Raw genomic sequence first — 17,191 nt, 5'->3', positions numbered from 1 at the left:
GGATACCGCCTGGAGAAGCGGGGCGTGTCCGGCGCGCGCAAGCAGGTCACGATGGTGTTCTGTGATCTTACCGAGTCCACCGCGCTCAGCGAGCGGCTGGATCCGGAGTCCCTTCGCGCGGTCATGCTCAGCTACTACGAGGCCATGCGGGCGTGCCTCGAATCTCACGGCGGAGTGGTGGAGAAGTTCATCGGCGACGCCGTGATGGGCGTCTTCGGGCTGCCCACCGTGCACGAAGACGACGCGCTGCGCGCCGCCCGGGCCGCGCTGGCCATGCGCGCCGCCCTCGACCGGCTCAACGACGACCTGGCCGAGCGGCTGGACGTACGGCTGAACGTACGCATGGGGATCGAGTCGGGAGAGGTGGCCACGGCGGACGACGCCGCAGCCGGCCAGGCGCTGGTGACGGGCGAAGTGGTGAACGTCGCCGCACGGTTACAGCAGCAGGCGCCCCCCGGAGGAATCCTGATCGGAGAGGGCGCCCACGCGCTCACCGGGCTCGCACTGGCGACGACCCCCCTCGGCGAGGTCTCCGTGCGGGGCAAGGCGGAGCCGGTACGCGTGTGGAGATTGCGAGGGGTGCGCGAGGACGACCCGGCGCTCAACCGCAGATTCGACGCACCCTTCGTCGACAGGGAGCAGGCGCTGCGCGAGCTGGATTCCGTCTTCGCCAAGGTGATCGAGCTGAACGCCTGCCACAGGGTCACGCTGGTCGGGGAGGCGGGCCTCGGTAAGACACGGCTGGTGCGATTCTGGGCCGAAAAGGCCACACGTCGCGGTGCGCTCTTCGGCGCGGGACGTTGCGCGCCGTACGGGGAAGGTGGGGCACTGCGCGCTCTCGCCGACGCGTTGCGCCAGGCCCTTGGAGAGCGGGAAGGGCCCGCTCATGATGTGCTCCACCGGGGCCTGTTCAGGAACGGCACGCTCGGGCCCGTTCCGGAAGAGACGCTGTGGGCGATCACCACATGTCTCAAGGCCGCGGGCGTACCGGTGCTGCTGGCGATCGACGATCTGCACTGGGCGAGTCCCGAGTTGCTCGGCCCGCTGCGGCAGCTTGAAGAACGCCTCGATGACGTTCCGGTGATGCTCCTTTGCGCGGCCCGCCCTGATGCTCCGGCCCGGCCGCCGTCCCTCGTCCTCCGGCCGCTGCCGGCCACGGACTGCCAGCGACTTTCCTCGGCGCTTCTGGACACCACCGCGCACGACGCTGACGTGCTCGAACGTGTGGTGCGCCGATGCGAAGGCAACCCGTTCTATCTCGAACAGCTGGTCGCACTGATCTGCGACGGGGTGGATCCCGAACGGGTGCCCCCCGCGCTGCGTGCGCTCCTTTCCGCGCGGATCGACGCTCTCCGCTCCGCGGAGCGGCATGTCCTCACCTGCGCGAGCGTCATCGGGCGCGAGTTCGGCCAGGGCGAACTGGAGGCTCTGTACGAGAGCGATGCGAACGAACTCCTGATCAGGCTCACGCACAAGCAACTCGTCGAGGCCGCCGGCGAGCGCTACAGGTTCACCAGCACACTCATCCAGCAGGTGGTCTATGCGGAGACCGCCAAAAGCACTCGTGCCGATCTTCATCGGCGCCTGGCGGACCATCTCGACCGTTCCGGCGAGCAGCCGGCCGCCGTCGGTACCCACCTGGCCACGGCCTACCGGCTGCGATGCGAGCTCGCACGTCCGGACACCGACACGCTGGGGCTGCGCGACAGGGCGGCCACGCGCCTGGCGAGCGGAGGCGAACAGGCACTGCGCCATGGCGATCTCTCCAGAGCGGTCCACCTCCTGGAGGATGCGTATTCACTCATGGGTGACGAGAACGCCCTGGTGGTCGAGCGGCTGGGAGAGGCCAGGATCGCCCTCGGCGATGCCGCTCAAGGCGTGCCGCTGCTCCATCGTGCGCTGCGGCTGGGAGACGAACGGGTGGCCTGCCACGCCAGGATCTACATGAGCTATCTCGGCGGGGGCTTGCCCGAGGTGAGCGCGCTGGAGGCGGCAGCCGTCTTCGAGGCGGCGGGCGATGATCTCGGACTCGCCCGGGCCATGGTCCGGCTCGGCCAGCTGGCTCAATCCGACGGCCGGTTCGCACAGGCGAGGACCGCGCTGGAACGCGGGCTCGCCCATGCGATCGAGGCCGATGCGGAGCTGGAAAGGGCGACGGCGCTCGGCGCGCTCGCGGTCTCGCTGTGGCTGGGGCCCGAACCCGCTTCGATCGGGGTGGCGCGATGCGAGGAACTACTGTCTCGGCATGGGCGCGGCCGGAGAACCGTTCAGGCCGTCGTAGGGTGCCCACTGGCGGTCCTGCTCGCCCTGAACGGCGACTTCGGCCAGGCGGAGAGAGCGCTCGCCCGCGCCGAGGCGATCTTGTCCGAACTCGGGCACGCCTACGCGGCCGCCTTTGTGCCGATGTTCTCTGCGTCGGTCGCCCACTTGGCCGGACGCGCCGCGGATGCCGAAGAGCTGCTGCGCCGGGCTCTCGACGCCGCGACCGCGCTCGCCGACGCCCAGCTGCGCGTCACCGCCGTACGGGATCTCGCCCGGGTGCTGTACGAACAAGGTCAGGTGGATCAGGCGTACGCCTTGGCGCGAGAGGGGCTGGCGGATCCCGAGGGCGCTCAGCCCATGCTCCGGGCGGAGTTCATGAGCCTCACGGCTCGGATCCTTGTCGAGCGCCCGCTCGCGGACGAGGCCTGGAACCTGGCGGTCACCACCGACTCACCGCTCATGCAAGCGCGTGTCCTGGCGGATCGGGCACACGTGCGTGCCGCTCAAGGCGATGCCCACGGCGCACGCGAGGACCTGGCCATCGTCGACGGCCTGCGCGCGAGCAAGGAGCGGTGATGCCGGCACTCGACCCAGCCCTGACGTGGAGCCTGACGGACCGGCCGGACGCCCTCGACGTCACCACGAGCTGGTGGCCCCGCGCGCCGGACCTCGCCGAAGCGACAGGCCGCGGGGTTCGGGTCTGCGTGCTCGACAGCGGGATCGAGCCTGACCATCCGGAGGTCGGCCCGATTCAGGGGTCGTACGCGGTGCTGGCCGAGGATGACGGGGTGGTCGTGCGGGAGACGGAGGCCGGAGACGTCTGCGGGCACGGTACGGCATGCGCGGGCATCATCAGGAAGATCGCGCCGGAATGCGAGCTGTACAGCGTCCGTGTGCTCGGGCCGGGCTTCGCCGGCCGCGGCAACGTGTTCGTCGCGGGTCTGCGCTGGGCCGTGGAGCAGGGATTCGACGTCATCAACCTGAGCCTGTCCACCACGCGCAGGCAGCTGGCCGAAGACCTCAGGGAGGTGAGCGACGACGCCTACTTCCGCCGGACTGTGATCGTGGCGTCGGCGCACAACCTCCCGGTCGAGAGCTATCCGTGGCGGTTCTCCTCGGTGATCTCGGTGGGAAGCCATGCCGAGGATGATCCCGATCTGATCATCTACAATCCGCGCCCTCCCGTGGAGTTCTTCGCACATGGTTCGAACGTGGAGGTGGCCTGGCCGGGGGGCAGGCGCAGGCGGTGCACCGGCAACAGTTTCGCCACACCGCACGTCACCGGGCTGTGCGCACTCGTGCTGAGCGGGTGTCCGCGCCTGACCCCCTTCCAGGTGAAGAACGCTCTGTACATGAACGCGAGAAATGTGAGGCGAGAACCATGAACATCGAGTTCGATGCGGACCACGATGCTCTGCTTCAGTCGATCGTCGACGTAGCCCTCGCGATCTACTGTGCGGCGGCCAGTTCGATCTTCCTCTACGACACCGAACGTGACGAACTGATCTTCCGGGCGGTTTCCGGTCAAGGCCAGGGGCTCCTCATCGGACGTGGCTTCCCCTCGACGCAAGGGATCGCGGGCTGGGTGCTCTCCTCGAGACAGGCGATGATCGTCGATGACCTGACCGGGAACGACATCTTCGCCAGGGACATCGCGGAGTCGACCGCCTACATGCCCAGGTCTCTCATGGCCGTCCCGCTGGTCCACGACGACGAGGCCCTCGGCGTGCTCGAAGTGCTGGACCCGCATCCCCAGGCTCGGGCGGCGATCGCCGAGCTGGAGCTCCTGGTGATGTTCGCGCACCAGGCATCGGTCGCCCTGCGGGTGATCGGGAACTATTCGCGGGCCATCCGAGAGGACACGAACGTGCAGCGGAAACAGGAGGCACGTCGCCTGCTCTCCGCCCTGACCGATCTGGTGGGGGAGTCAGGCACCCTCCCTCATCGCTGACTCCCTGGCGAACAACCTGACCCAGCGTGGGATGCGATAGACCGCGTCCGCACGCGACTCGATCTCGATCACCTGGGCCTCTTCCAGGGTGTCCAGCACCGCTTGCGCCACGTCCGGCCCCAGCAGCGGTGCGGCGTCGCCGAGCGTGAACTGCTCGTCCGGCAACGCCCCCAGTCTTCTCAGCGCCTGATGGGTGGACGGATCCAGGTCTCGTTCGAGACTCGCCGCGCACGCGCGTAACGAACGATCACCCACTGTCAGCTCGTCGAGCAGAAGCCGGTCGTCGGCCAATCGGGCGGTGAAGTCCGAGAGGCTGAGATCGGGCCGTGCGGCCAGGCGCGCGCCCGCCAGCCGGATCGTCATCGGCGAGCATCCGGCGGCGGCCAGCAGCCGGCGCGCCGCGACCGGATCGGCCGTGATTCTCCGATCCCCGATCAGCTTGCGGAGCAGCTCAAGCGCTTCGGACTGATCGAACGCGCCTACCGGCACGTGGTGTACCGACTCCACCGCGTCCAGACGTCTCCTGCTCGTGACGATGACGCCGCTGTCGCCCGTCCCAGGGATCAGGCAGCGAACCTGTGCGGGTGCGGCCGCATCGTCCAGGACGAGGAGGAACCGTCGCTCCGCCAGCCACGCGCGATATGTTGCCAGCCGTTCCTCGGGCGACTCCGGAAGATCCACGCCGAAGCCCGTCAGCCGCAGGACCTCGGCGACGATCTCGGCAGTGCCGCGTTCCGCGCCCGAGGCATCCCTGAGCCCGACGAACAACTGGCCGTCCGGGAACCTGGCGCGCAGGCGGTGTGCGACATGGACGGCCAGCGACGTCTTGCCGCTGCCCGCGGGCCCGAACAGTACGACGGGGGGATTCAGCTTCTCCTCCTCGAAGGCGTCGAGGATGTCCAGGATCTGCTGGTCGCGTCCGGCGAAATCGGCCAGGTCCCTCGGCAGCATGCTCATGTGAGCGACCGTGTCGTTCTCCAGGTGCGGAGGGTAGAGATCCTCGTCGCCCCGGAGGATCGCCTGATAGAGGCGTTCCAGCACAGGGCTCGGCCGCAGGCCCAACTCCCTGGTGAGTGCCTGCCGGAGACTTTCGAACTCGGCTAATGCCTCGGTCTGCCGGCCGCAGCGATACAGGGCGAGCATCTGGCAACGCCGGAGACGTTCCCTGAAGGGGTTCTCCCTCACCCATTCGGTCAGGACATCCACGACCCGCGCATGGTGGCCGAGATCGAGTTCGGCCTCGACCCAGTCCTCGAAGGCCGTCAGCCTCAGGTCGGTCAGCCGGGCCACCTCCGCGGCGATCAGCGGGACTTGCGCCAGATCGGGCAACGGATCGCCACGCCACAGGTTCAGCGCGTCGCCCAGCAGCCGCCGAGCCGTGCGCGTGTCGCCACCGCGCAGTGCTCGCTTGCCCGACTTGACCAACTCCGTGAAGCTGACCATGTCGAGCTGACGAGCGGGCAACCGCAGCCGATATCCGGGCGGGACGTAGAGCAGGTCGTCGCGAAGGCCAAGATCCTTGCGCAATGCCGCGACATACACCTGAAGATTCTTCTGTGCGGTCCTCGGCGGCGCATCACCCCAGGCCGCCTCGATGAGCGAGGGAACCGAAACTACATTGTTGATCCGGACGAGCAGTGCCGCCAGGAGCGCGCGCCGCTTGAACGGGCCGAGATCCAGCTGCACCGCGCCCCGGCGGGCCTCAAGGGGCCCGAGGATGGCGAACTCCACGTCCACGACGGTCTCCCCGCAGGTTGCATCACATTGCGCCGTTCCTTCCATAGAGTTGCCATATGCGGGATTAGTGCCGGTAGGAGCATCTGACACCTGTTAGTGGTGATATTCATCATGGCTCTGATCCGCCGGGCCGGCCTCGCGGCGCGCGCGTACGCGGATACCCCGTGCACCTCAACGTGGCCCGGCGCATCCTTGCCGCCCGGTAGCGTCCTAAGATCGAGCCATGCAGCTGGCCCCTGGAGTGCGTGTCGCCATCACCGATCGCCACGGAGGGGTCAGCGCCCCGCCGTACGGGTCGCGCAACCTCGGGGGGATGGTCGGCGACGATCCGGAAACCGTGCGGGCCAACCGGGCGGGCGTGGCGGCCGAGCTGGGGGTGCGCGGCATCGTGTTCATGCGCCAGGTCCACGGCGCCGAGGTCGCCTACGTGAGCGAGCCGTTCGGGGACGACCCGCCGGCGCTCGACGGGGTGTTCACCACCGAGCCAGGGCTTGCGCTGGCCTCGCTCGGGGCCGACTGCCCGGCGGTGCTCGTGGCCGATCCGGCGGCGCGCATGGTGGGCGCCGCACACTCCGGCCGCCCGGGCACCGAGGCCGGCATCGCGAGCGCCCTGGTGGCGGCCATGGCGGCCAAGGGCGCGGAGCCCGAGCGCATGGTAGCGCTGGTCGGGCCCGGCGCGTGCGGCCGCTGCTACGAGGTGCCCGCCGAGCTACGCGAGCAGGTGGCCTCGCGCGTCCCCGAGACGTGGTCCACGACGTCGTGGGAGACACCCGCGCTCGACCTGCGGGCCGGGATCGAGGCCCAGCTCCGGGCGGCGGGGCTGCGGGACGTACGCCATGACGCGCGGTGCACGATCGAGTCGGCGGAGCTCTACTCCCACCGCCGCGAGCAGCCGGGCGGCCGGTTCGCAGGCCTCATCTGGCTGATCTAACCCTTGTTCCGAGGGCCGTTGAACACGCCGTTCACGATGATGATCCCGATCCAGATCGGGATCGCCGCCAATGACCTGCCATCCCCGGCCATGACGAGGAGGACGGTGGCGATCGTACCGAGGGCCAGCGAGACGATCGCCAGGGCGAGCCGATGCGAGTCCGGCGGGCCCTGGCCGGCTACCTGACCGGCCTTCGGGCCCGCCTGCGTCAGGCGCTCGTCCACCCGCCGATCGATCTCCTGGCCCATCTTGTCGAGGAACGACTCCACGACGGCGTCCTCGAATTCGGGACCGAGGTCGCGGCGTGCGGACACGGCCGCCTTTAATTCATCCCCTGTGCTCATAAGTCGAGATGTAACGGGATTTTCGGCTAGCGGGCAAGGATGTCGTCAAGGTTGTAACTGACGGGCCGTTCGAGCTGCTCGTACGTGCATGACTCAGGGGTGCGGTCGGGCCGCCACCGCCGCCACTGCGCGGTGTGCCGGAACCGGTCGCCTTCCATCTGGTCGTAGGCCACCTCGATCACCAGCTCCGGCCTGAGCGGGATGAACGACAGGTCCTTCTTGGCGTTCCACCGCGACACCGCGCCCGGCACCCGCTGCCCGCCCCTCGAGGGCCCGGCGGCGGGCTGGCCGATGTTGGCCGCCGCCTGCTCGGCCCAGTGGCCCCAGGGGTGCTCGCTCAGCTCCGCGATGTACGGCCTGATCTCCTCCACCAGCTCGGCCCTGCGCGCCATCGGGAACGAGGCGGCCACCCCCACATGGTGGAGCCTGCCGTCGTCGCCGTAGAGGCCGAGCAGCAGCGACCCCACGACCGGGCCCGACTTGTGCTCGCGGTAGCCGCAGATCACCACGTCGGCCGTGCGCTCATGCTTGACCTTGAACATGGTGCGCTTGTCGGGGACGTACGGCTGGTCGCCCGGCTTGACGATGATGCCGTCGAGCCCCGCGCCCTCGAACGTCTCGAACCACTCGGCGGCCTGCTCGTCGCTGGTGGTGACCGGGGTCAGCCGGATGGACTCGCCCTTTTCCGGAAATATCCCCTCAAGACGCGCCCGGCGCTCCGAGAACGGCGCCTCCATCAGCGACTCATCGCCCAGCGCCAGCAGGTCGAACGCGATGAACTGGGCCGGAGTCTGCTCCGACAACATCTTCACCCGCGAGGCGGCCGGATGGATGCGCTGCTGCAGCGCGTCGAAGTCGAGCTGCGACCCCCTGGGCAGCACGATCTCGCCGTCCACCACGCACCTGTCCGGCAACTCGGCCCTGACCGCCTCGACCACCTCAGGGAAGTAGCGCGTGAACGGCCGCTCGTTACGGCTGCCCAGGTAGACCTCGTCGCCGTCGCGGAACACGATGCAGCGGAAGCCGTCCCACTTCGGCTCGTAGAACAGCGTGCCGTTCTGCTTGGGCATGGCCTTGACCGGCTTGGCCAGCATGGGCGGCACGGGCGGGCGCACCGGCAGGTTGGGCACCGGCTCCGGCTCTTCGGCGGGCCCAGCGGCGGTCGCGGTCAGGTCAGTCGGCTCGGTCATGGCTCGTCTCCCTCGTGTATTTGCAGAAGAGGACCCCCTCCTCCTCCAGCACCTGGCTGAGGCCCAGTGTGACCTGCGCGGGCTCGCCGTTGACGATGCGCGCCGCGCCGCCGCCCACCAGCATCGGGCTGATCGACAGGCACAGCTCGTCGACCAGGTCGTGCGCCGAGAGCTGGGCGTTGACCCTGGGGCCGCCCTCGCACAGGATCCTGGTCAGGCCGCGCTCGTGCAGCGCGGCCACGGCCTGTCGCATGTCGACGCCCTCCTCTCCGGCCACGACGACGTCGGAGCCCTTGGCCGCCGCCTTGCGCCGCTCGTGCGGGGCGGCCTCGCAGGTGATCACGATCGTCCTGCTGGGGGCGTCGGAGAACAGCTCGCCGTCGAGGTCGAAGTCCAGGCTGCGGCTGATGACCGCGATGGGCGGCACCTCGGGCCTGCCCGCGCGGATCCCGGCCCACGCATCACGCGGCTCGACCGGGCCGTACCCCTCCTTGCGCACGGTCGAGGCGCCCGCGACGATGACGTCGGCCAGGCCGCGCAGGGTCTGGAAGATCCGCTTGTCGCCCCTGCTCGACAGCCCGCCCGATCGGCCCTTCAGCCACGCCGCGCCGTCGGCGCTGGCGACCATGTTGAGCCGCAGCCACGGCCGGTCCTCGGGGTAGGCGTACGCCTCCGTGATGTCCGGATTGTCCTGTATGTCGGGATAGATGCGCCGCACTCCTCTACCTTGGCACACCTCACCGACAACCCACGCCCACGCCCGCGACCCTCTCCGCCACTGAGGTTGTGAACGATGGAATCGGTACATAGCGCCGCTTGAGGTGCGAGATCGCGCAGAAGTGCGAGCACCTTGTTGACGGCTGTGGTTCGCCGAGTGAGTGAGTTCGGCCTGGTGCCGGCTGCTCCTCCGGCGCCCGCATCGCCACCACTCCGGTCGACTCGCTGTGCCCGGCGGATCCGCGCCACACGGGGCGACCCGCGCCGACTGTCGACGGGCCTCAGACTGAGGTGCCCAAGAGGTTCCGGACAGTGCGTCGGATGTGACGGTTTCATCGCAGTGGGAGGGGTGGTTTCAGGACATATAGCGCTTTTGTGTATTCCAAGGACGTACGGGCGTTCATGTGCTTACCGTGACGGCAGGGATGGGGAGGGAGGCCCAGTGGGTCTGGTCACCGCTGCCGCGTGGACGATCGCCGCACTCGCTGGGGTGTACCTGCTCTACTTCTGGCTGTCCGGAGGCGGCCTGCGCCGGGCCAAGGTCACCCGGTTCCCGGCCGCGCTGGTGTTCTCCCACCCGATGCTGGCCGTGTCGGCGCTGGTGTGCTGGGTGGCCGGGATGGTCACGGGGAGCCGGGTATTGGTGTGGGTGGCATTCGGCGGGTTGGCGGCGGCGGCGCTGCTGGGGTTCGCGATGTTCACGCGGTGGCTCGGGGGCGGCCGGCATGAAGTGGCCGGGCGGGGGTTTCCCGTACTGGCGGTGACGTTGCACGGGCTGGCGGGGGTGGCGACGTTCGCGCTGGTGCTGCTCTCCGCCAGCGCGGCTCGCGTCTTCTGAGTCCCAACGACTGCCGCTCGCGTCTTCCCGGCCGCGACGACTGTGGCTCGCGCCTTCCGCGCTGCGACGACTGCGGCTCACGACTTCCATGCCGCGACTGCGGCCTGTGCCTTCCGACCCCCGACCGCTATCGGGCGTTTCCCGGCGTTCGGCGGGGCTGGCGGAGGACCTGGAGGGAGCGGGCCGTGACGGCCACCACGTCGCCCGCCTGCCAGCCCTCGTCCACGAACGCGTCCTCCATCGTGTCGTGGCTGGTGTCGAGCACGGGCAGCCACCCCGTGCCGCACTCCTCGCTCGGCAGCGTGAACGGCATGTTCTCGTGGTGGGCGTTGATGAGCAGCAGGAACGAGTCGTCCACGATGCGCTCGCCCCTCGGCCCCGGCTCGGTGATGGCCTCGCCGTTCAGGTAGACCATGAGCGACTTGGCGTAGCCGATGTGCCAGTCGCTCGCCGTCATCTCCTTGCCGCCCGGGGTGAGCCAGACCAGGTCGCGCTTGCCGTCCTCGGGATGGCGGCCGTGGAAGAAGCGGCGGCGCTGGAAGACCGGGTGCTCGCTGCGCAGCTTCGACAGCGCCTTGACGAACTCGAGCAGCTCCGTCTCCGTGTGCACCATCGACCAGTCGACCCAGGCCAGCTCGTTGTCCTGGCAGTAGGCGTTGTTGTTGCCGCGCTGGGTGCGCCCGAGCTCGTCGCCGTGGGAGAGCATGGGCACGCCCTGCGACAGGAACAGGGTGGCCAGGAAGTTGCGCCGCTGCCGGCGGCGGAGCTGGACGATGCCGGGGTCCTCGACGGGGCCCTCCGCGCCGCAGTTCCAGGAGCGGTTGTCGTTGGTGCCGTCCCGGTTGTCCTCGCCGTTGTCCTCGTTGTGCTTGTGGTCGTACGAGACCAGGTCGCTGAGGGTGAACCCGTCGTGGCAGGTCACGAAGTTGATCGAGGCGACCGGGCGGCGGCCGGAGGACTCGTACAGGTCGGCGGAGCCGGTCAGGCGGGAGGCGAACTCGGGGAGGGCGGAATGCGTACCCCTCCAGAAATCTCGCACGATATCCCGGTATTTCCCGTTCCACTCCGTCCACAATGGCGGGAAATTTCCGACCTGGTAGCCGCCGGGACCCACATCCCACGGCTCGGCGATCAGCTTGACCTGTGAGATCACCGGGTCCTGCTGGATCAGGTCGAAGAACGCGCTCAGCCGGTCGACATCGTGCAACTCCCTGGCCAGCGCCGAGGCCAGATCGAACCGGAACCCGTCGACGTGCATGTCGAGCACCCAGTAACGCAGCGAGTCCATGATCAGCTGCAGCGCGTGCGGCGAGCGTACGTTGAGGGAGTTGCCGCACCCGGTGTAGTCGAGGTAGTAGCGCCGGTCACCGTCGTGTAGCCGGTAGTAGGCGGCGTTGTCGATCCCCCTGAACCCCAGCGTGGGCCCCATGTGGTCGCCCTCGGCCGTGTGGTTGTAGACCACGTCGAGGATGACCTCGATGCCCGCCTCGTGCAGCGCCCGCACCATCGCCTTGAACTCCAGCACCTGCTGCCCACGCGTCCCCGCGCTGGAGTAGCCGCCGTGGGGCGCCAGGTAGGCCATGGTGTTGTAGCCCCAGTAGTTGGTCAGGCCACGGGCCACCAGGAAGTGCTCGGGGATGTAGTGGTGCACCGGCATCAGCTCGACCGCCGTCACCCCGAGCGACAGCAGGTGTTCGATGATCGCCGGGTGCCCCATGGCCGCGTACGTGCCGCGCAGGTCGGGCGGCACGTCGGGGTGGCGCATGGTGAGCCCGCGCACGTGGGCCTCGTAGATCACGGTCTGGTGGTACGGGGTGCGCGGCGGCCGGTCGTTGCCCCACTCGAAGAACGGGTTGATGACCACGTTCTTCGGCATGTAAGGGCCGCTGTCCTCGGTGTTCCGCCTGGAGGGGTCGGTGAAGTAGTAGGGGAACAGCGCCTGGTTCCAGGTCAGCTCGCCGTCGATGGCCTTGGCGTAGGGATCGAGGAGCAGTTTGGCGGGGTTGCACCGGTCGCCGTGGGGCGGCTCGTACCGGCCGTGCACGCGGTAGCCGTACCGCTGCCCCGGCTGGATGCCCGGCAGATAGCCATGCCAGACGAACCCGTCGACCTCGGGCAGATCGATCCGCTCTTCGGTGCCGTCATCGTCAAACAGGCACAGCTCGATCCGCTCGGCGACCTCCGAGAACACCGAAAAACTGGTGCCCACGCCATCCCAGGTAGCGCCGAGAGGATAGGGCTCGCCCGGCCAGACCTCACGCATGTGACCGTATTGTCGCATGCGAACGTGCTCTTGGTCTCTCAATAACCCGATCGCCCTTCGTACAGGGGCTTGCGGGATCCGGGCGCCCCGTCACGCCCGGTCGGCCCCCAACGTGCGGTGGAAGGCGCCGCCGGGCGCGTCGGCAAGCGTCGAGCAGTCAGAGCAGCTCGGCCTTGAGCGTGATCGTGGTGCCCGCCAGGGCCTTGCTGACCGGGCAGTTGGCCTTGGCCGTCTCGGCGGCCTCCTGGAACTGCTCGGCCGAGATGCCGGGCACGTGCCCCTTCACCGTGAGCACGATGCCGGTGATGCCCTCACCCGGCTGGAAGGTCACGTCGGCGCTGGTCTGCAGCGACTCCGGCGGAGTGCCGGCACCGGCCAGCCCGTGCGAGAGAGCCATGGAGAAGCAGGACGAATGGGCGGCCGCGATGAGCTCCTCAGGGGAGGTCTTGCCGTTGGCCGCCTCGGCCCTGGACGGCCAGGAGACCTCGAACGTGCCGACGCCCGAGGTGTCGAGCGAGACGGTGCCCGAGCCGTCGAGCAGGGCGCCCTTCCACTGCGTGGTGGCGGTGCGGGTGGTGGCCATGGCCTTTGCTCCCTCCGTGGTGGTCCTCCGACCTTATCGCGGGCGCACAAAGTGCGGTTCGCCGGTCATCCGGCTCAACATTTCCAGCGAATAGTGACATGCTCGGGTCGCGGCGCACCCGCCGCCTTGGTCCGGATTACACGGGAGTGTGGTGCCAGTGGAGGCACCGTACGACGACCGCCTGGCGCACCAGCGGGTGGTCGGCGGCGACGAGTCCGCGCTGGGCGAGGTCTACGATCGGCTCTCCCCGCTGATCTTCGGTCTCGCCCTGCGGGTCACCAGGGACCGGGTGATCGCCGAGGACATCACTCAGGAGGTGTTTCTGGTCTTCTGGGAGCGCCCGCTGGCCTACGACCCCGAGCGCGGCACCTTACGCGCGTGGCTGGCGACGATCGCGCACCGGCGCGCGGTCGACCACGTGCGCGCCGAGGAGCGCCGGCGGGTGTCGGCGCTGGGGCCCCGGCTGTTCGAGCGCGAGCCTGTGAGACTTGAGGACACCGTGCTCGCCGCCGACGAGGCCGAGCGGGTGCGGCAGGCGGTGACGTCGCTGCCCGACGGCCTCCGGGAGGCGGTGGAGCTGGCCTACTTCGGCGGCAGGACCTACCGGCAGGTGGGAGAGGAACTGGGCGTGCCCGAGGGCACGGCCAAATCGCGCATCCGGCTGGCGCTGAGACGCCTGGCGGACGCGCTTGCGGAGGAAGAGGTGTAATGGACCCCGTCGAGCGCCTCTACCTGGACGCGATGATGGAGGACCCGGAGGTGCCGGTCCGCTCGTCGCGGCCGCAGCTCCTGGCCGGGGCCAGGGCGCGGCGCAGGCCCGCGGCTCCCACCGCGCCCTGGGCGGAGCCGTACGCGGGCCGGGTGGCCGCCATGGACGCGTTGCTCACCTCGGCCGAGGACGACGACTGGTCGCGCGTGATCGTCGAGGGCTGGACCCTCCAGGAGCTCGTCGCCCACCTGGCCGCCAAGGACGGCCTGCTGGCCGCCGCCGTGGGGGCTCCCGTGCTGGGCCCGCCCATCGGCGCGACAGACTCGCTGGGACGTACGAGCGACGTGCAGGCGTACGAGCGCACCCGCAGCCCCGAGCAGACGAGAAGAGACTGGCGGGCTCAGGCGGACGCCCTCTGCCGCCACCTGGCGGACCTGCCGCCCACGACCCCCGCGGCGCTGGACGGCATGGAGGTGCCGGTGAGAGACCAGATCCTGGCGAGGTGCCTGGAGACCTGGATCCACACCGCCGACGCCGCCCAGACCGCCCGGATCCGCCTGCCCGACCCCGTCGCCGGCCACATCCGCCCGACCGCCGACCTGTGCGCCCGCCTGCTGCCCTGGACGATGCTCATCTCGGGCCTGGACGGCTCCGGCCGCACCCTCCACCTCACCCTGACCGGCGCCGGCGGGGGCGAGTGGCAGGTCCCGCTGGGCGTGGAGGACGCCGGGCCCGGCACGCCGGACGCGCACATAACGGCGGACGTGGTCACGTTCTGCTTCCTGCTGGGCGGCAGGGGAGACCCGGCCGAGTTCCCCGCCCACGTGGAGGGCGACCTGTCGCTGGCCAGGGACGTCCTGACCACGGCGCCTTCCCTTTCCGGCCCCTGACACCGATGAGTCCCTGGCGTCTGTCCTTGTGAGAGCCGGATCGACACAAGAAGCCGCAATGAGCGGCGGACTGTCCCAGGTCGGACTCGGGCGCATGCGGAAGGTGCTCCTCATCGCGTCGATGGGAAAGCCGATCACCGCCGTGGCCGCGACGATCCTCATCGAGGAGTGCCGGCTGCGGCTGGACGACCCGGTGGCCACGCCACGAGTGCTGCGGCGGATCGACGTGCCGCTCGACGATTGAGGGCCGTGTGTAATTTGACCGGAAATGCCGGAAGGCAGGGGATCCCGGTTTAAGGCACGCCCCACAGGACTTGACGCGTTGTTTGGGTTCAGGAAGGTAAGTGGGAATAGGCGCGCGGGTACGCCTGATTATGTCTGAGCGCCTGCCCGGACAGCGGGCGCTCAGATTTCTGGCCGATCTACCGACTGGACAGAAACGAATGCGCGTGAATCCCGAAAGTCGGCAACCGCCAGCACCACCGCATGGACCGAGGGGTGGCCGGTACGAGCGAAGTCTGCCCCGCCGGCCCGGGCGGCGCCGGTTACGTCTCGCACGCGAAGCCGGTCCAGCGCTGCCGCCGGGCGATGATGACAGGTGGGCCGCCGGTTAATTCCGCGGCCTGGCGGGAAATCGCTTGAGCATTTTCGACGGCGGTACATGGCAAATGCCGTGACCAGTTCATTGGTCACGGCATTTGCCGCTGGTCCGATACCTTGGGCCGGCGCCGCGAATTTCGCCCGGCCTTCGTCTAGGCTCGGCACATGGAGGAAAGGGGGGTCCCCGTGGAGGACGAGGTGACGGGGCTGGCGGGGCTGTTGTACGAGTTCGGGCTGCTCAAGCGCTACAAGCGGACCGGGTGGCTGGTCGCGGGCGTGCGCGATCCGGAGAGCATCGCCGATCACTCCTTCCGCGCGGCCGTCATCGCCGGCATGATCGCCAGGCTCGAGGGCGGCAATCCGGAGCGGGCCGCGTTCATGAGCCTCTTCCACGACACGCAGGAGACCCGCATCACCGACATCCCGTACATCGGCAAGCGTTACCTCAAAGCGGCCTCCAACGAGGACGTCACCGCCGACCAGGTGCGGGGCGTGCCCGCCGAGGTGGCGGACATGGTGGCCGACGCGGTGGGGGAGTACGAGGAGAAGGCCAGCCTCGAAGCCGTCTGCGCCCGGGACGCCGACAAGCTGGAATGCCTCATCCAGGCGGTCGAGTACCGGGAGCAGGGGCATCAGAACGTCCAGGGGTGGATCGACAGCTCGCTGGCCGCGATCACGACCCCGACGGGGAAGCGCCTCGCCGAGGAGGCTCTGCGCACCGGGACCCTGGAGTGGGTGACACGCGTGCTCAACGGCGACTGAGCCCGCCCGCCACTCCGCCCGCCGGGCCGTTCGGGGGAGCGGCCGCCGGGCGGCGCGAGCGGGGGCGTCGAGGTGGTCAGTCGGTGGGCGCTTGGGTGACGAGATCTCTGGCGTACTCGTCGTCGCTCTCCGCCAGCACCCGCTCCACCCCCCGCGACGCCCTGTCGTCTCCCCGGACCAGGAGTCCGCGCGTGGCCTCGGCCACCGTGCGGAGGTCGGAGTCGGCCAGACGGGCGGCCAGGGCCTCCCGGATCCGGGGCGTGTCGGCCGAGAGCCCGGCGAGACCGGCGGTGGCCCAGTCGCGGACCTCGGCGTCCTCCTCCTCCGTCATCGCGATCAGCAGCGCCAGCCCCTCCTCGTGGTCCGGCGGCAGCACGTCGGCCAGCGCGATCGCGTCCGTCATCGTGCGCTTGTGCCCGGGACGCTCGATGATGTCCAGCACCTGCGGCAGCGCCCTCGGGTCGCCCTGGTGACCGAGCGCGGCCAGCACCGACCGGAGCACCTGCGGATTGCCTTCCGTGGTGACCATCTTCTGCAGCAGCGGCAGAGTCCTCTCGAGGTACGGCTTCTCGCCCTCCGCGAACCCGAACTGGGCGATCGCGTCCACCCCGAACTCCCGCTCCCTGGCGTCCTCGCTCGCGCACAGCCGGCTCAGCGCCTCGTACGTCTCCTCGTCCGCCCGCTTGCCCAGCGAGTCGGCCACGATCCACCAGGTCTCGGCGTCCTCGTCGACGTCGCGGTGCGCCACGGCCCGCGCCACCAGCTGGTCCACCGGCGTGTACGCGCCCTCGGCGTCCTCCAGCAGGGTCGCGATGGCGGCGTGGCCACGCTGGGCCTGCACCTGCTCGGTCTCGGAGCCGTCGGCCGAGCGCCCGGCCACAGTGACCAGCTCGGTGCCGTCCTTGGCGTACTGGCGGGCCACGACGTACTCCCAGCCCTCCTGCTCGATCTGGTCGAGCAGCGCGCTCTCCAGGTGCACGCCCACCCAGGAGGTGGCGATGTCGAGCGGGCTGTCGCCGTCGCCGTCGTACTTCCCGGCATCGGCGCCGGCCTCCAGCAGGACCTGGACCACGCCCAGCGCGCCGCGCCTGGCGGCCAGCGAGAGCGGGGTGTCGCCGTCGTCGTTGGCCCCGTCGACCTCGGCACCCGCCTCGATCAGCGCACCGGCGGTGGCGGCGTGGCCGTTGGCGGAGGCCCAGAGCAGCGCCGTCCAGCCGCCGGACTCCCGGCCGTTCACGTCCGCGCCGGCCGTCAGCAGCGCCCCGGCCACCTCGACGCGGTCCCACGCGGCGGCCGCGCACAGCGGCAGCCCTTCTTCGCTCGCACTATTGGGATCGGCGCCGCCGGCGAGCAGCTTGCCCACTGTCTCCAACTCGCCGTTCAACGCCGCGCGGTAGAGCTGTTCCTCATGCAT

At 69.6% G+C, this 17,191-nt stretch carries 16 protein-coding genes; 9 read left to right on the top strand and 7 right to left on the bottom strand.

Translation table 11 applies throughout. From position 1 onward, the window contains the following. Window positions 1-24: 24 nt before the first annotated feature. From ACQPWU_RS41355 to ACQPWU_RS41345, 3 genes are read left to right on the top strand one after another with little or no spacing between them, the layout of a single operon-like run. A complete protein-coding gene (locus ACQPWU_RS41355) occupies window positions 25-2,838 on the top strand; it encodes an adenylate/guanylate cyclase domain-containing protein (protein WP_433431124.1) in 2,814 nt (937 codons plus the stop codon). Then, window positions 2,838-3,647, top strand: coding sequence for a S8 family peptidase (locus ACQPWU_RS41350; RefSeq protein WP_433431123.1), 810 nt, complete (start codon window positions 2,838-2,840; stop codon window positions 3,645-3,647). Before ACQPWU_RS41355 ends, ACQPWU_RS41350 begins: the two co-directional genes overlap by 1 nt. Beyond that, entirely contained in the window at window positions 3,644-4,213 is a 570-nt protein-coding gene (locus ACQPWU_RS41345; RefSeq protein WP_433431122.1) for a GAF domain-containing protein, read from the top strand. The genes ACQPWU_RS41350 and ACQPWU_RS41345 overlap by 4 nt, the downstream gene beginning before the upstream one ends. Here the strand turns inward: ACQPWU_RS41345 and ACQPWU_RS41340 are convergent. Next, window positions 4,190-5,950: a BTAD domain-containing putative transcriptional regulator gene (locus tag ACQPWU_RS41340; RefSeq protein ID WP_433431121.1), complete on the bottom strand. Its 1,761-nt coding sequence runs from the start codon at window positions 5,948-5,950 to the stop codon at window positions 4,190-4,192. The genes ACQPWU_RS41345 and ACQPWU_RS41340 overlap by 24 nt on opposite strands. A gap of 223 nt (window positions 5,951-6,173) precedes the next feature. Between ACQPWU_RS41340 and pgeF the strand changes: the two genes are divergently transcribed. Next, entirely contained in the window at window positions 6,174-6,881 is a 708-nt protein-coding gene (gene pgeF, locus ACQPWU_RS41335) for a peptidoglycan editing factor PgeF (RefSeq protein ID WP_433431120.1), read from the top strand. Here pgeF and ACQPWU_RS41330 read toward each other — a convergent pair. Genes ACQPWU_RS41330 through ACQPWU_RS41320 form a run of 3 tightly spaced genes read right to left on the bottom strand, consistent with a single transcriptional unit; the run spans window position 6,878 to window position 9,133 of the window. Next, the gene (locus ACQPWU_RS41330) at window positions 6,878-7,225 is read right to left on the bottom strand and encodes a hypothetical protein (protein WP_360700592.1); all 348 of its coding nucleotides are present in this window, start codon (window positions 7,223-7,225) and stop codon (window positions 6,878-6,880) included. The two genes, pgeF and ACQPWU_RS41330, sit on opposite strands and share 4 nt — an antisense overlap. Window positions 7,226-7,251: 26 nt before the next feature. After that, window positions 7,252-8,415, bottom strand: coding sequence for an ATP-dependent DNA ligase (locus ACQPWU_RS41325; protein WP_433431119.1), 1,164 nt, complete (start codon window positions 8,413-8,415; stop codon window positions 7,252-7,254). Continuing rightward, the gene (locus ACQPWU_RS41320) at window positions 8,399-9,133 is read right to left on the bottom strand and encodes a pyrimidine reductase family protein (RefSeq protein WP_433431118.1); all 735 of its coding nucleotides are present in this window, start codon (window positions 9,131-9,133) and stop codon (window positions 8,399-8,401) included. Before ACQPWU_RS41320 ends, ACQPWU_RS41325 begins: the two co-directional genes overlap by 17 nt. 441 nt (window positions 9,134-9,574) lie before the next feature. Here ACQPWU_RS41320 and ACQPWU_RS41315 point away from each other — a divergent pair, with 441 nt between their 5' ends. Further along, a complete protein-coding gene (locus ACQPWU_RS41315) occupies window positions 9,575-9,970 on the top strand; it encodes a hypothetical protein (RefSeq protein WP_433431117.1) in 396 nt (131 codons plus the stop codon). A gap of 127 nt (window positions 9,971-10,097) precedes the next feature. On the opposite strand, the gene glgX is transcribed toward ACQPWU_RS41315, so the two are convergent. Further along, the gene (gene glgX, locus ACQPWU_RS41310) at window positions 10,098-12,233 is read right to left on the bottom strand and encodes a glycogen debranching protein GlgX (protein WP_433431116.1); all 2,136 of its coding nucleotides are present in this window, start codon (window positions 12,231-12,233) and stop codon (window positions 10,098-10,100) included. A 157-nt stretch (window positions 12,234-12,390) separates the two neighbouring features. Then, on the bottom strand, window positions 12,391-12,816 hold the full coding sequence (locus ACQPWU_RS41305) for an OsmC family protein (RefSeq protein ID WP_360700576.1): 426 nt from the start codon (window positions 12,814-12,816) through the stop codon (window positions 12,391-12,393). A gap of 151 nt (window positions 12,817-12,967) precedes the next feature. On the opposite strand from ACQPWU_RS41305, the gene ACQPWU_RS41300 reads away from it, so the two are divergent. From ACQPWU_RS41300 to ACQPWU_RS41285, 4 genes are all read left to right on the top strand, one after another. Then, window positions 12,968-13,525 (top strand): sigma-70 family RNA polymerase sigma factor, encoded by a 558-nt coding sequence (locus tag ACQPWU_RS41300; protein ID WP_360700573.1) that lies wholly within the window; start codon window positions 12,968-12,970, stop codon window positions 13,523-13,525. Then, window positions 13,525-14,415, top strand: a complete 891-nt coding sequence (locus ACQPWU_RS41295; RefSeq protein WP_433431115.1) for a maleylpyruvate isomerase family mycothiol-dependent enzyme — start codon at window positions 13,525-13,527, stop codon at window positions 14,413-14,415. The genes ACQPWU_RS41300 and ACQPWU_RS41295 overlap by 1 nt, the downstream gene beginning before the upstream one ends. A 58-nt stretch (window positions 14,416-14,473) precedes the next feature. Beyond that, entirely contained in the window at window positions 14,474-14,659 is a 186-nt protein-coding gene (locus tag ACQPWU_RS41290; protein ID WP_433431114.1) for a hypothetical protein, read from the top strand. Between the two features lie 521 nt (window positions 14,660-15,180). Then, the gene (locus tag ACQPWU_RS41285; protein WP_433431113.1) at window positions 15,181-15,777 is read left to right on the top strand and encodes an HD domain-containing protein; all 597 of its coding nucleotides are present in this window, start codon (window positions 15,181-15,183) and stop codon (window positions 15,775-15,777) included. Window positions 15,778-15,853: 76 nt separating this feature from the next. Here the strand turns inward: ACQPWU_RS41285 and ACQPWU_RS41280 are convergent, their stop codons facing one another. Continuing rightward, window positions 15,854-17,191 carry an ankyrin repeat domain-containing protein gene (locus ACQPWU_RS41280; RefSeq protein WP_433431112.1) on the bottom strand — a complete coding sequence of 446 codons (1,338 nt, stop codon included), beginning with the start codon at window positions 17,189-17,191 and terminating at the stop codon, window positions 15,854-15,856.

The sequence above is a fragment of the Nonomuraea sp. CA-141351 genome (genome assembly GCF_050944675.1).
Lineage (GTDB): Bacteria > Actinomycetota > Actinomycetes > Streptosporangiales > Streptosporangiaceae > Nonomuraea.
The sequence above is the reverse complement of the archived record's forward strand: the minus strand, read 5'-3'. Positions and strand labels throughout refer to the sequence as shown.

Coding starts and splice junctions, on each gene's coding strand:
- ACQPWU_RS41350 (WP_433431123.1), top strand. CDS start 2,838: ATGCCGGCACTCGACCCAGCCCTGACGTGGAGCCTGACGGACCGGCCG.
- ACQPWU_RS41345 (WP_433431122.1), top strand. CDS start 3,644: ATGAACATCGAGTTCGATGCGGACCACGATGCTCTGCTTCAGTCGATC.
- pgeF (WP_433431120.1), top strand. CDS start 6,174: ATGCAGCTGGCCCCTGGAGTGCGTGTCGCCATCACCGATCGCCACGGA.
- ACQPWU_RS41330 (WP_360700592.1), bottom strand. CDS start 7,225: ATGAGCACAGGGGATGAATTAAAGGCGGCCGTGTCCGCACGCCGCGAC.
- ACQPWU_RS41325 (WP_433431119.1), bottom strand. CDS start 8,415: ATGACCGAGCCGACTGACCTGACCGCGACCGCCGCTGGGCCCGCCGAA.
- glgX (WP_433431116.1), bottom strand. CDS start 12,233: ATGCGTGAGGTCTGGCCGGGCGAGCCCTATCCTCTCGGCGCTACCTGG.
- ACQPWU_RS41305 (WP_360700576.1), bottom strand. CDS start 12,816: ATGGCCACCACCCGCACCGCCACCACGCAGTGGAAGGGCGCCCTGCTC.
- ACQPWU_RS41295 (WP_433431115.1), top strand. CDS start 13,525: ATGGACCCCGTCGAGCGCCTCTACCTGGACGCGATGATGGAGGACCCG.
- ACQPWU_RS41290 (WP_433431114.1), top strand. CDS start 14,474: ATGAGCGGCGGACTGTCCCAGGTCGGACTCGGGCGCATGCGGAAGGTG.
- ACQPWU_RS41285 (WP_433431113.1), top strand. CDS start 15,181: ATGGAGGAAAGGGGGGTCCCCGTGGAGGACGAGGTGACGGGGCTGGCG.
- ACQPWU_RS41280 (WP_433431112.1), bottom strand. CDS start 17,191: ATGCATGAGGAACAGCTCTACCGCGCGGCGTTGAACGGCGAGTTGGAG.